Annotated in this window: 12 protein-coding genes and 1 pseudogene; 9 read left to right on the forward strand and 4 right to left on the reverse strand. The window is 58.6% G+C overall.

Annotation, left to right across the window (positions count from 1 at the left end):
- Window position 1: 1 nt before the first annotated feature.
- Window positions 2-658 (reverse strand): PAQR family membrane homeostasis protein TrhA, encoded by a 657-nt coding sequence (trhA, locus tag BLM14_RS29465; RefSeq protein WP_100003676.1) that lies wholly within the window; start codon window positions 656-658, stop codon window positions 2-4.
- A gap of 243 nt (window positions 659-901) precedes the next feature.
- Here trhA and BLM14_RS29470 point away from each other — a divergent pair, with 243 nt between their 5' ends.
- From BLM14_RS29470 to BLM14_RS29500, 7 genes and pseudogenes are all read left to right on the forward strand, one after another.
- Window positions 902-1918 carry a LacI family DNA-binding transcriptional regulator gene (locus BLM14_RS29470; protein WP_100003592.1) on the forward strand — a complete coding sequence of 339 codons (1017 nt, stop codon included), beginning with the start codon at window positions 902-904 and terminating at the stop codon, window positions 1916-1918.
- A gap of 28 nt (window positions 1919-1946) precedes the next feature.
- On the forward strand, window positions 1947-3002 hold the full coding sequence (locus BLM14_RS29475; protein WP_100003593.1) for a sugar phosphate isomerase/epimerase family protein: 1056 nt from the start codon (window positions 1947-1949) through the stop codon (window positions 3000-3002).
- A 12-nt stretch (window positions 3003-3014) separates the two neighbouring features.
- Complete coding sequence (locus BLM14_RS29480) at window positions 3015-4187, forward strand: Gfo/Idh/MocA family protein (protein WP_100003594.1); 1173 nt, start codon at window positions 3015-3017, stop codon at window positions 4185-4187.
- Window positions 4187-5737, forward strand: coding sequence for a sugar ABC transporter ATP-binding protein (locus BLM14_RS29485; protein ID WP_100003595.1), 1551 nt, complete (start codon window positions 4187-4189; stop codon window positions 5735-5737). The genes BLM14_RS29480 and BLM14_RS29485 overlap by 1 nt, the downstream gene beginning before the upstream one ends.
- A pseudogene (locus BLM14_RS29490) lies at window positions 5734-6000 on the forward strand (ABC transporter permease); the annotation flags it as partial. The gene BLM14_RS29485 and the pseudogene BLM14_RS29490, both read left to right, overlap by 4 nt.
- Window positions 6001-6105: 105 nt before the next feature.
- A complete protein-coding gene (locus tag BLM14_RS29495; protein ID WP_100003596.1) occupies window positions 6106-7116 on the forward strand; it encodes an ABC transporter permease in 1011 nt (336 codons plus the stop codon).
- Window positions 7117-7336: 220 nt separating this feature from the next.
- Window positions 7337-8281, forward strand: coding sequence for a substrate-binding domain-containing protein (locus BLM14_RS29500; RefSeq protein ID WP_100003597.1), 945 nt, complete (start codon window positions 7337-7339; stop codon window positions 8279-8281).
- Window positions 8282-8335: 54 nt separating this feature from the next.
- Here BLM14_RS29500 and BLM14_RS29505 read toward each other — a convergent pair whose 3' ends face one another.
- Genes BLM14_RS29505 through BLM14_RS29515 form a run of 3 tightly spaced genes read right to left on the reverse strand, consistent with a single transcriptional unit; the run spans window position 8336 to window position 12242 of the window.
- A complete protein-coding gene (locus BLM14_RS29505) occupies window positions 8336-9538 on the reverse strand; it encodes an energy transducer TonB family protein (RefSeq protein WP_100003598.1) in 1203 nt (400 codons plus the stop codon).
- 2 nt (window positions 9539-9540) lie between these two features.
- Complete coding sequence (locus BLM14_RS29510) at window positions 9541-10095, reverse strand: hypothetical protein (RefSeq protein WP_335672098.1); 555 nt, start codon at window positions 10093-10095, stop codon at window positions 9541-9543.
- Window positions 10096-10097: 2 nt separating this feature from the next.
- Window positions 10098-12242, reverse strand: coding sequence for a TonB-dependent hemoglobin/transferrin/lactoferrin family receptor (locus BLM14_RS29515; protein WP_207795647.1), 2145 nt, complete (start codon window positions 12240-12242; stop codon window positions 10098-10100).
- Window positions 12243-12464: 222 nt separating this feature from the next.
- Between BLM14_RS29515 and hemP the strand changes: the two genes are divergently transcribed.
- On the forward strand, window positions 12465-12674 hold the full coding sequence (hemP, locus tag BLM14_RS29520) for a hemin uptake protein HemP (RefSeq protein WP_100003600.1): 210 nt from the start codon (window positions 12465-12467) through the stop codon (window positions 12672-12674).
- A 21-nt stretch (window positions 12675-12695) separates the two neighbouring features.
- Window positions 12696-13754 (forward strand): hemin-degrading factor, encoded by a 1059-nt coding sequence (locus tag BLM14_RS29525; RefSeq protein ID WP_100003601.1) that lies wholly within the window; start codon window positions 12696-12698, stop codon window positions 13752-13754.
- Window positions 13755-13764 lie beyond the last annotated feature (10 nt).

The following is a 13764-nucleotide window of genomic DNA, read 5'->3' on the forward strand; positions in this document are numbered from 1 at the left end:
ACTAAACCACCGTGGAACAGACTGCCGCGAAGTGGATGCTCGCCGCGATCAACACCAACCCATGCCATATCGCATTGTGAAAAGGCATCCGCTCCACGATGTGGAAGATCACGCCGAAGGAATAGACCAGCCCGCCGGCCAAGATGAGCCAAAGGATCGAAGCGGAAAGCGCGCCGGCGAGTTCCTGATAAGCCGCTACACCGCTCCAGCCGAGCGCCAGGTACAGGCCGATCGACAATCTGTCGAACCGATTCGGTTTCAGGAGTTTCAGCAGAACCCCAGCCGCCGCGATTGCCCACACGGTTGCCAGAAGCCACCACGTTCCGCTCTTGGCCATGAACGGCGTATACGTCCCGGCGATCAGTAGATAGATCGCCGAGTGATCGAAGCGCCGCAGCAGCCGTTTCACTGGCGAGATGGGCCACACATTGTAGACCGCGGAAATCGTTATCGAGAGCACGAGCGTTGTCAGATAGATCGTCGTCGCCACATATGCGCCTACCGCTGTATGATCGACCATGACGGACAGAAGCGCGATCGATCCAACGATTGCCAGGATGACGCCAGTGATATGGATGGCGCTATCGGCCCGCAATTCGGCAAGGGAATAGTTCCGGTAAGTTACGGCAGATATTGCAGATGTGCTTCGTTTGCGCATTTTGATGGCCTTTGACCAGATTGGTTCACTCCGCGAACGGCTGCCCGATTTCTCCCAATACAATTGTCCTTTGAATGACGATTGTCCAGCATGCGGGTTTCGAAGCTGCCGTATCAGAAGAGGATTCTGCCGCAATGCTCTCTCGGTCAAAACAGAAATTCCCATCAAAACCACTCAAAAAGAGTTGCACACCTCATTTCTCTGAACTAATACTTTGGTCGGAGGAATTTTCTCGTGGTTAAGATGACGCTCGAAGACGTCGCCCGAGAAGCCGGTGTCAGTCTCGCAACGGTTGATCGTGTCGTGAACGGGAGGATTGGTGTGCATGCGCGCACCATCGAGCGTGTCAACGCGGCCATCAAACAGCTCGGCTTTCTGCCCGATCCGCATGCGTCTCGTCTGGCGCGCGGTCGCGATTATGACTTCCGTATCATTTTGCCGACCGGTGAAAATGAATTCATGCAGGCGCTTGCCGCCGAGTTCCGCGCCACTCGCGAACGTCACCTGCAGGAGCGGGTGCGCCTGTCGATCCAGCACGTTGATACGTTCGACGGCATTGCACTTGCCGCCGCGCTGGAAAAACTGCCGTCGGGGATTGACGGCGTCGCCGTGGTTGCGCTCGATCATCCCGCCGTTACCGAAGCAATCAATGCATTGGCCGATGCAGGCGTTGTCGTTCTCACTCTTGTCTCGGACGTGCCGAATTCGCGCCGGGCCCATTATGTCGGCATCGACAATTTTGCCGCCGGCCGCACTGCCGCCTCGCTGATTGGCCGCTTCGTAGGCCCGCGCAAGGGCAAGGTCGGCATGATCGCGGGCTCGCTCGCGTTGCGTGACCACATCGAGCGCCAGTTCGGCTTCGAGCAGATTCTTTCACGCGAATACCCCAATCTCGAAGTGCTGCCCGTGCGCGAGGCCCGCGACGAGAATGCTCGGGTTGAGGCGGTCAGCCGCTCGCTCCTGCAGGATCACCCGGACCTCGTGGCTATTTACAATGCCGGTGGCGGACAGGCGGGTGTCATCGCCGCACTGGAGGCAACAGGCCGGGTATCCGATGTAATTTTCGTCGCGCATGAACTGACCCCCTCGACCCGGCGCCACCTCGTGCGAGGCACGGTCGACGCGCTCATCAACCAGGACGCCGGGCATATGGCGCGCAGCACTGCGCGTATTTTGACAGCACTGCGCGAAGGACGCCCGATCGTCCCCGGACAGGAACACATCCGCATAGATATTTTTCTCAGGGACAACATGCCCTGACGCAAGGCAGATTGAAGGAGGAGAACTTATGAAGACGATCAAGGGGCCAGCCATTTTTCTCGCACAGTTTGCGGGCGACGCGGCACCGTTCAATTCCTTCGACGCTATCTGCAAATGGGCAGCATCGCTGGGCTATAAGGGTATCCAGATCCCGGCCTGGGATGGCCGTCTCATCGATTTGAAGAAAGCCTCCGACTCAAAGGACTATTGCGACGAGCTTGCCGGGGTCGCTGCTTCGCATGGCCTGACCATCACCGAACTATCAACCCACCTTCAGGGCCAGCTCGTTGCGGTGCATCCGGTCTACGATGAATTGATGGACGGCTTTGCCGCGCCGGAAGTGCATGGCAATCCTAAAGCCCGGCAGGAATGGGCAGTGGACCAGCTCAAGCGTGCGGCGCGCGCTTCGAAGCATCTCGGCCTCAAGGTCATGCCGACCTTCTCCGGTGCGCTCGCCTGGCCGTTCCTCTATCCGTTCCCGCAGCGTCCGGCAGGACTGGTCGAAGCAGCCTTCGACGAACTAGCCAAGCGCTGGACGCCGATCCTCAATTATCTCGACGAGCAGGGTGTCGATGCCGCCTATGAAATCCATCCCGGCGAAGACCTGCATGACGGCATCACCTACGAGATGTTCCTCGAACGGGTGAAAAATCATCCGCGCGCCAACCTTCTCTACGATCCGTCCCACTTTGTGCTGCAGCAGCTCGATTATCTCGATTACATCGACATCTATCACGAGCGGATCAAAGCCTTCCACGTCAAGGATGCCGAGTTCAATCCGACAGGCCGGCAGGGCGTCTATGGCGGTTTCCAGTCCTGGGTCAACCGCGCCGGCCGTTTCCGCTCGCTCGGCGACGGGCAGGTGGATTTTGGTGCCGTCTTTTCCAAACTGACCGCCCACGATTTCGATGGCTGGGCTGTGCTGGAATGGGAATGTGCCCTGAAGCATCCTGAGGATGGTGCCCGCGAAGGCGCCGACTTCATCAACGCCCATCTGATCAGGGTTACCGAACGGGCCTTCGATGATTTTGCCGGAGCCGGCACCGACGACGCGGCCAATCGCCGTATTCTGGGATTGAGTTAAGAGGACAGAACGATGGCTATTGGAGCATCAAAGGAAAAACCTGCAACCCGGCGCATTCGTATCGGCATGGTCGGCGGCGGGCAGGGCGCATTCATCGGCGCGGTGCATCGCATCGCCCTGCGCATCGATGATCAGTATGAGCTCGTGGCGGGCGCACTTTCCTCCGATCCGGCGCGCGCCAAGGCTTCGGCACTAGAAATCGGCATTGCCGACGACCGCGCCTATACGTCGTTCGAGGAAATGGCCAAGGCCGAGGCCAAGCGTCCGGACGGTATCGAAGCGGTTTCCATCGTGACACCGAACCACATGCACGGACCCGCCGCCAAGGCATTCCTCAGGGCAGGCATTCACGTCATCTGCGACAAGCCGCTGACGACGACCGTCAAGGAAGCCAAGGAACTCGTCTCGCTGGTCAAGAAGACCGGCAAGCTCTTTGTCGTCACGCATAACTACACCGGCTATCCAATGATCCGTCAGGCAAAGGCCATGGTGGAAAAGGGCCTGCTCGGCACACTGCGGCTGGTCCAGGCGGAATATCCGCAGGATTGGATGACCGAAAAAACCGAAGCTACAGGCTCCAAGCAGGCCGAGTGGCGTGTCGATCCGAAGCGCTCGGGCGCGGGCGGCGCCATTGGTGACATCGGCACGCATGCCTATAATCTCGCCTGCTTCGTCTCCGGTCTCAAGCTCAAGCAGCTTTGCGCTGAACTGACCAGCTTTGGCGAAGGCCGCGTGCTTGACGACGATGTGCAGATACTCATGCGCTTCGATGGCGGCGCCAAGGGCATGATATGGGCGAGCCAGGTCGCGCCGGGCAATGAGAATGGTCTGAAGCTGCGGATCTACGGTACCAAGGGCGGTATCGAGTGGACGCAGGCTGATCCCAACTATCTCTGGTACACGCCGTTCGGCAAGCCCAAGCAATTGCTGACGCGCGGTGGGGCTGGCGCATCGCCGGAAGCTGCACGCGTTACCCGCGTTCCCGGCGGTCATCCGGAAGGCTATCTCGAAGGCTTCGCCAACATCTACACCGAAGCGGCACAGGCGATCATCGCGGCCCGAACCGGCAAGAAGGCGCCCAAGGATGTGATCTTTCCAACCGTCGAGGATGGGCTTGCTGGGGTGGAATTCATCGAAGCCGCCGTGAAATCCTCGAAGGCGGGCGGCGTCTGGACGAAGCTGTGATGGAGACAAGCCAAACCACAAACGACGCTGCAGTCCCCGTCCTTGAAGCACGGGGCATCGCCAAGGCGTTCGGGCCGGTCGAGGTGCTGACCGATATCAGCCTGTCGGTCATGCCTGGCGAGGTCCACGCGATCATCGGCGAGAATGGTGCCGGCAAATCGACGCTGATGAAGCTGATGAGCGGGCATCTCCAGCCAACCCGCGGCACCGTGGCAATCGACGGCGAGCCGGTACACTTCGCTGGACCCGTCGACGCCGAACATCGCGGGCTGGTTCTGGTGCATCAGGAGATCCTGCTCGCGCCGGACCTCACTGTTGCGCAGAACATCTTCATGGGCCGCGAGTTGAAACGCGGCCTCATGGTCAATGATCGCGAGATGAATCGCCAGTCTGCCGAAGCCGTGCGTAGTCTCGGCGCCGACATCGACCCGACGACCCAGATTTCGCGGCTCTCCATCGCCCGTCGCCAGCTCGTCCAGATCGCGCGTGCCCTGCAGGTGCCACACCGCGTAGTGATTTTCGACGAGCCGACGGCTTCGTTGACGCCGTTCGAAACCGAAGCGTTGTTGAAAGTCATCCGCGACCTGCGCGACAAGGGCGTGGCCGTTCTCTACATCTCGCACCGCCTGCCGGAAGTGGGAGCAATAGCCGATCGCATCACGGTCTTGCGCGACGGCAAATTGATCGCAACACGCAACGCCTCCGAGTTGCAGCCCGTCGACATGGCAAGGCTGATGGTTGGCCGGGATATGTCGCAGCTCTATCCAGAGCGCGAGGACACGGCGAGCCGCCAAAACGTGCTCGACGTCAAGAATTTCGACGTGCCAGGCTATGCTCGCGACGCCTCATTCACCCTGCGCAAAGGCGAAATCCTCGGATTTGCCGGGTTGATCGGCGCCGGTCGCACTGAACTGTTCGAAGGATTGGTCGGGCTGCGCACGGGCCATGGTGAGGTCACGCTGAACGGCAAGCCGGTAAAGTTCCATACCGTTCGCGACAGCATGGCAGCGGGCATCGTTTACTTGAGCGAGGATCGCAAGGGCAAGGGCCTTCTGCTCGCGCAGGATCTGCGCACCAACCTGACACTGGCGACGCTGGAGAAATTCACCAAGGGTCCGTTGATCGAGCGGAAGCGTGAGGACAAAAGCCTCGACAAGGCCATCGTCGATTTCGACATCCGCGCCCGCCGCCGCGATCTACTGGCCGGGCAGCTTTCCGGCGGCAACCAGCAGAAACTTCTCCTGGCGAAGATGATGCTGCTGGAGCCGAGCATCGTCATCATAGACGAGCCGACGCGTGGTATCGACATCGGCACCAAGGAACAAATCTACAAATTCATCGCCGACCTCGCCAAGGCAGGCAAATCAGTAATCGTCATCTCGTCGGAAATGCAGGAACTCATCGGCATTTGCCATCGCATCCTCGTCATGCGCTCGTCGCGCATCGTCGGCGAGGTCACCGGCGATGCGATGACCGAAGATGAAATTGTCGTCTACGCCACCGGCGTGAAAATCAACGAAGCAGAGCTTTACAGTGCGGGGAACGCATGAGCGACACCAAGACAATAACCGACACACGCGGTATTGGCCGCAAGTTCGCGGATCTCGACAAGACGGCGGTTGCGCCATTTCTCGCGCTTGCCGCGCTGTTCCTGCTTGGCGCGCTGGTCAACCCGAATTTCCTGTCCATCGACAATCTCCTCAACGTCCTGACCCGCTCTTCCTTCATCGCCATCATCGCAGTGGGTGCGACCTTCGTCATCTCCGCCGGCGGGCTCGACCTCTCCGTCGGATCGATGGCTGCGCTCGTCGCGCATCGTCGGCGAGGTCACCGGCGATGCGATGACCGAAGATGAAATTGTCGTCTACGCCACCGGCGTGAAAATCAACGAAGCAGAGCTTTACAGTGCGGGGAACGCATGAGCGACACCAAGACAATAACCGACACACGCGGTATTGGCCGCAAGTTCGCGGATCTCGACAAGACGGCGGTTGCGCCATTTCTCGCGCTTGCCGCGCTGTTCCTGCTTGGCGCGCTGGTCAACCCGAATTTCCTGTCCATCGACAATCTCCTCAACGTCCTGACCCGCTCTTCCTTCATCGCCATCATCGCAGTGGGTGCGACCTTCGTCATCTCCGCCGGCGGGCTCGACCTCTCCGTCGGATCGATGGCTGCGCTCGTCGCGGGTATCATGATCCTGTTCCTGAATTCGGCAGCCATTGACGGTGATACGGCCATGCTGGCAGCCGGCGTCGTTGTCGCCATCGGCGTCGGGGCTCTGGCGGGGTTATTGAACGGCGCCGTCATCACGATCGGCAAGATAGAGCCCTTCATCGTCACGCTCGGCACCATGGCGATCTTCCGCTCGGTCACCGTCTGGCTGGCCGATGGCGGGTCGATCGCCATGAAATCAATCGCGATGCGTAACATGTTCCGCCCGGTCTATACGGGCGTTTTCCTTGGCCTGCCATTTCCGGTCTGGCTCATCATCGCAGTCGGCCTGCTCGGTGCGTTCATTCTCTATAAAACCTCATTCGGACGGCATGTGATCGCCGTCGGTTCGAACGAGGATGTCGCGCGCTATTCCGGCATCCACGTCAACCGCGTGCGGGCCATGACCTATATCCTTCAGGGCATCTGCGTGGCGATTGCCGTTGTGGTCTATGTTCCGCGTCTTGGTGCAGCCACCACCACCACCGGCATGCTGTGGGAGTTGCAGGCGATCACGGCCGTGGTCATTGGCGGCACCGCGCTGCGCGGTGGCGTCGGCCGTATCTGGGGCACGATCTGCGGTGCCTTCATGCTGGAGATCGTCGGCAACATCATGGTGCTCTCCAACATCGTCAGCGAATATCTGATCGGTGCCGTCCAGGGCACGATCATCATCATCGCTATGCTGGTGCAGCGTACGCTGCAGAAGAAAAAGTGAATAAGGGTGTGTTGAGATTCAGGTCAGGGCGAGACGAAAATGGTGGTTTTCGAGAACCGGAGCGCAGTGGACATTCTAGTCCATGAGCACCGGAAGCGGAGAACACCGCCATTTGCAGGCCGCCATGGTCTGAATATCAGCATAGCCTAAACGGGACGGGGGAACGGGGCCACCCACCGAGCCGCAATCAAGGCCCGAACTAAAAATTGGGAGAAGACAAATGCGTAAACTTTTGATCGGTCTTGTCGGGGCGGTTCTCGCTTCGTCGATGACCCTCGCCAACGCCCAGGACAAGAAGGTCAACATCGCTGTTTCCATTCCAGCGGCTGACCACGGCTGGACCGGCGGCGTCGTCTATCACGCCGAACGCGCAGCCAAGATTCTCGAAGCCAATCATCCGGGCTTGAAGATCACCATCAAGACATCGCCGGACGGCGCGTCGCAGGCCAATGCGCTGGAAGATCTGACGACCCAGGGCATCGATGCACTGGTAACCCTGCCGCACAATTCCGACGAGCTGACCGATCCGATCCGCGCGGTCAAGGAAAAGGGCGTCTTCGTTACCGTGGTTGACCGGGCGTTGTCCGATCCGACCATTCAGGATCTCTACGTTGCCGGCAATAATCCGGAACTCGGCCGTGTCGCGGGCGAGTATCTCAAGAATACGCTGAAAACTGGTGACGTCGTGGTCATCCGCGGTCTGCCGATCGTCATCGATGAAGAGCGCCAGAAGGGTTTTGACGATGCGATCGCCGGCAGCGGCATCAAGGTCCTCGACAAGCAGTTCGGTAACTGGTCCCGCGATGATGCCTTCAAGATCATGCAGGACTACCTGACCAAGTTTCCGAAGATCGACGCCGTATGGTGCCAGGACGACGACATGGCTGTCGGCGTGCTCGAAGCCATCAGCCAGGCCAAGCGTACCGACATCAAGATGGTTATCGGCGGCGCCGGCATGAAGGACATGATCAAGCGCGTTGCCGATGGCGATGCAATGACACCGATCAACGTCCTCTATCCGCCTTCAATGGTCGCGACTGCAATGGAACTCACCGCCGCCAATTTCTACGACCAGGTACCGGTGCGCGGCAAGTATATCCTCGACGCAACCCTCGTCACCAAGGAAAATGCCAAGGAGTTCTATTTCCCTGACTCACCCTTCTAATCTTGAGGTCAGTTAGCCAACTGAAAACTGGAAAGGCCCGCAAGGGCCTTTCTTTTAACCGCCGAACGCCAGCGGTATGTTGAAAGCCCAGGTGGAGCGGCCTGCGTCAGCTGGTATTGGCGGGAAGGGTGCCGCACGGCGCACCGTGTCCATGCCCGCCTTGTCGACAGCGGCATTGCCAGAGCTGCGGCCAATGCCGACGCCGGTTACGCTGCCATTGCTGGCAACGACAAACGAGACGAGCACCTCACCGCGCAGCCGTCCCTGCCGCCGCAGTGCCCGACGCAGCTTTGATGTCACAGTGCCGGGATAATTGGAAACGGCAGCGTTGCCCTGCGCCAAAGCTTTGCCCTTGGCATTTCCATCGGCATTCTTCTGGCCATCGTTCTTTCCATCGGCAATACCGCTGCGCGCGGTCCGCTCATTTTTGCCGTCACCGCCCGATGCTGCCTTCGCCGGCGCTTTCGTGGCCTTTGCCGCTGGCGCTGCTTTCTTGGCAGGCTCTTGCGGCTTTTCAACAGTGCGCTTTTCGGGCGCATGTGTCTCGATCGCTGGCTTCTGCACCACGGGCTTTTCTACCGCCTTTACTACGGGTTCATCCTCGACCGGCTGGATCATTTCCCTGGAAGGTTGCTGAACCACGTTTTCATCCTGCGTCGGCTGCAGCGGCGTAACGGCAAGAATTTCAGGCGCCTCGCTTGGGGCAACTTTCAGCACTTCCGCCGGAGCCGGATCAACGGCTACAGGTATGCTCTCGACAGGAGTTACTCTCTCTACCGGTTCAGCGACTTCGACGGGCCTTGCCGTTTCGACCTCCTTTACCGGCTTCGGCATCGCCATGGTCACCAATGAAACGTTCATTGCCTCGGGATTTGCCGGTTCGGGAGCGCCGGAGGCATTCGCGTCCACCGATCCATCGCCGAGCAGAGCCGCCATCGTGTCCTCACTACCGGCGATCAGCACTTCATCGGCAACGAAGCCGATAAGAAGCAGGGCAAATGCCGCATGAAACCCGCAGGAGATGGCAAGCTTCCGGTACCACTTCGATGTAGACATCTGCGGCTTGGCCGCAAGACTTCCATGTTCAACAGCATCGGAGGAAAGTTCACATTCCCTTGTATCGGGAAGTTCGGCGACTGCAGTTTCGTCTTCTGCCACACCGAGAAAGGCATCGTTCTCGATTACAAAAAGCGCTGGTGGATCCTTGCGTTTGCGAGCAGGTGATACTTCGGGTCGGAACGCCAGCGCATAGGCCATTTCTAACTCCCGAATTGCACGCCGGATTTCGTTGTTGGATTAAGTTGGCGGATACAGGCCTTTGGATCGACACCCGCGCCGGAACATTCGGTCGCATCGTTAACCAGGACACGGGCGATCTTGGAACAATCCGTATCACCAAGATCGAAGCGCCGGACCTTGGTCTTGCCCTGAGGCAGGTCCTTGAAATCCAGAACCGTGATCCGGTCGACCACCTGGGCCTGATTGAATAACGCAATCTCGAACGCCGCCTTGTCGAGCGGCGCTTTGAGATTGTTGGTGACGATGAACGTCAGCCTGCAGCCCTTGTCGGAGGCCTGCAGGGCGTTAAGTTCAAGTGTCAGGGTTGGCGCCGCCGGGGAGGACTCTTGCCCCGACGTCGCCCCTGTTGCGGCAAGCAGGAATATGGCTGTACTACAGCGCCGCGCGTCCGTAAGGACCCCCAAAGGACGCTGTAGCCTTCTGACACTACGCATGATCCGGTTCGAAAAAAGCGAGCGTTTTTCGGGATCGTGCGTGGGTGTCATGCTATGGCCAAGGCTTGCTGCAAATTTCATGATTACCACCCGAATTGTTTCGCCAGCGTGAGCTTGAAGGTGCGTCCCTTCGCGTCCGTACCGGCTAGGTTGTTGCGATAGAATTTGTCGAAGAGGTTCTCGACCGCGAAACGTGCCTCGAAGCCGGCATATTTTTCGTCAGTCGGCTTCCATGAGGCGAAGATGTCGTGCACGCCATAACCCGGCGTTGGCTCGCCGGTGAAACCGGTGTCCGCAGAAGCGGCAAACCTGCCACGCCAGCCATACTCGACGCCGTAGTCAACCACGCGTCCGCCAAGCGTCAGCGCGAGATTCTGCGCCGGAATACTCGTCAGGGGTTCGCCGGTCTCCTCGTCCTCGCCCTTGATGTAGCTATAGGCGGCACGGGCGAAGAACACCTCGGCATCATAGGAACCTTCGACCTCGATACCGTAGATCTTGGCTTCATTTATGTTGACGTAATAGGTGACTGGCAGCCGGTTGCGATTGTCCGGATTGGTCGTGATCAGATTGCGCAGCTGGTTATAGAAACCGGTTGTCTTCAGCTGCAGCGTGTCGCCGGCGCGGGCAAGGTCATAACCCGAAACGGCAAAACCGACCTCGTAGTTATTCGACGTTTCCTTTTCCAGATCGATGCTGGCAATCCGCCCGCCCGGATAGGTCCGGCCCGGTACAGAGGTCGAGTACAGTTCGTCGATGGTCGGGAAACGCTCCGTGTGTGCGACCGATCCAAACACCGAGAACGTATCGTTGAACTTGTAGAGCGCCGCGAGCTTGGGCGATATGGCGTCATCGGACTCATCGTCCGCACCTCGGATACCATCGGCAGGCGACGTTTCGCGGTAATCGAAGCGAATGCCTGGGATCAATGTCAGCTTTTCACGCCAGATAAATTCGTTCTGGGCATAGAGGCCGTATTTTGTTTCCGTGCCTTCGGGATGGAAAAGGATCGCTCCGGGCGAAAGGCCAGCAATTGATTCCGCCTCACGATCCTGATGGCTGATCTGCGTGCCGAGCGTCAGGAAGTTTTCGAAATTATCGCCCTTGTATTCGAACGTGTTCTCAAGCCGCGCCTGCAACGTCTTGTAGGCATAGTCTGAATCGTCGAACAGCGGGCTCGGGACTCCCGGCAGACCGGACGCATTGGACTGCTTGTTGGATGTGTCGGAGTAGGAAAGGTTGAACTTCAGATCAAGCCACGGATTGTCGCTCGCCGGATTTTCATAGGCGAACACCACTGTCTGGTCGGTGACCTTGCGGTCGACCGTACCGAAACCGCTATCGGTCTGCGAGTATTCCTGATCGTCCGTATCGCCCTGCCAACGCTGATACGAAAGCCGGATCGTCTGCTCATTTCCGTCGCCAAATCGATAGGTGCCCTTGGCGAGGCCGGACCAGGATTCGAATTCAGAGCCGGAAATATCATCGCCATTGCCGTCCGTAAAATCGTTGGACTGGCGGTAATTCCCCATGCCGAGGAACTCGAAATTCTCGTTGATCCGCGTCGCGTAAATGGTCGAGCCGAGAAGGCCGGTGCCATTGGAATCATAGGCGCTCTTGACGCGAACTGCATTGTTCTGGCCATCAGCGAGAAAGTCCGCGGCATCCTTCGTCGTCAAATTAATAACGCCGCCGAGCGCGCCGGAACCATAAAGCGTCGAGGACGCCGGTCCGCGTAGCACTTCGACCTGCTTGTAGAGCTCGGGATCGCTGAAGAAGGATCCCATGCGGTATTGCTCGTAGAATTTTGGCGTACCGTCGACATTGATGATGATCTTGGATTCATCAGCCGCTGCCGCCGCACCGATACCGCGAATGTTGAATGCCTCGCCGAACACGCGGTCACTGCCGATGGCGGTCACGCCGGGGACGTCGCGCAGCGTGTCGCCGATCGTTTGTGGCTGATCCTGGTCGATCTGTTCCTGATCGATCACTGTCACCGCCTGCGGCGTGTCGATAGCAATCTTGTCGACACCTGCACCCACGACCAGGCGCTGCAACAGGGTCACGCGGCCCTTCTTCGCCGCCTCACCTTGAACCGGCTCACTTGTTTCCGTTTTCTGTTCCGCCTGCTGCGCCCCAGCAACATGCGTTCCAATCATCATCGTCATTGCCGCTCCGCCAAGCAAAGCAGTGATATTGCGTGCCACCAGCCCCATAATTCTCATTCTCTCCAGGTTCAGTTAGTCGCTGGCTGGCCGGGAGAGCTTCATGGGATGCTCCAATGCTTGCTTGCAGTTTTTGTCTTGTTTCGAAGGCAATGGTAAACTTGACTCATTGACTCTTCTTTAAGTTGAGTAATAAATATGATAATACGAGTCAAGTTTAATTCACCGGAATAATGCGGGCGGCATTGTTTCGGACAAAATCAACCGAAAAGGCCAATTGCCATGTCCCGGCGTCAAGTCATCGATCTGCAGGTTCGTCTTCCGAATGTGACACCAATTCGCACCGGTCTTGCCAAACCGGTGCAGCAGGACATTCGCGTTTTCGGCAGCGACATTCTGTTCGATGGCTCGAACGAGGTCGGCATCGAACATGCCGGATCGCTTTACCGGCTAAAAATCACCCGTCAGGGCAAACTGATCCTGAACAAATAACGAAATAAGTGGGCTTGAGACATGACTGAGACTGTAAAACCAACACCCGAAGCGATCCGGCAGGCGAGGGCGGACAATCCGAAAATGCGCGAGCGCGACCTCGCACAGCAATTTGGAATATCCGAGGCCGATCTGGCAGCCGCCTATTGCGGGATCAACGTCATTCGCATCAGCCCGCGCATCGAAACGTTCCTGACCGAGATCGAATCGCTTGGCGAAGTTCTGGTGTTGACGCGCAATGAAAGCGCCGTGCACGAGAAGATCGGCGTCTATGACAAGCCTGTCGTCGGCAAGCATGCCTCGATGCTGCTCGGCGAGCAGATCGATATGCGCATCTTCCCGAATTCCTGGGCTCACGGCTTCGCAGTCGAAAAACACGATGGCGAGGACGTCCGCCGCAGCCTGCAGTTTTTCGACGCCGCTGGCGAAGCGATCCACAAGATCCACCTGCGCCCGGCATCCGATCTGGCAGCCTATGAGACGCTCGTCGCTACGCTGCGCCTGGACGACCAGTCCCAGACCCTGGAGCTGACATCGCTCCCGAAGTCCGAGGAAAAAACCCTTGAGATCGCGGAACTGGATGCTTCCGGCCTGCGCGACCGCTGGAGCCAGATGAAGGACGTGCATGAATTCTTCGGCATCCTGCGTTCGCTCAAGATGACGCGCCATCAGGCGGTGCAGGTGATCGGCCAGGATTACGCCTGGCAGCTCGATGCCGATGCACTGGCAGCGATGATGCACCATTCTGCACAGGAGCAGATCCCGATCATGTGCTTCGTCGGTAACCGCGGCTGCATACAGATTCATTCGGGACCCATTCAGTCGGTCAAAGCCATGGGCCCGTGGATCAATATCCTGGACGAGACTTTTCACCTGCATCTGCGCACCGATCACATTGCCGAGGTCTGGGCCGTGCGCAAGCCGACCAAGGATGGCCACGTCACATCGCTCGAGGCCTATGGCTCCGAAGGCGAGATGATCATCCAGTTCTTTGGCAAGCGGCATGAGGGAGCGGGCGAGCGCAGCGACTGGCGCCAGCTGATCGAAAGCCTGCCGCGCCTGATGCGTGTCGCAGCATAGGGAATTGACG

Origin of the sequence: Phyllobacterium zundukense, assembly GCF_002764115.1 — a bacterium.
In the GTDB taxonomy this organism is placed as follows: domain Bacteria; phylum Pseudomonadota; class Alphaproteobacteria; order Rhizobiales; family Rhizobiaceae; genus Phyllobacterium; species Phyllobacterium zundukense.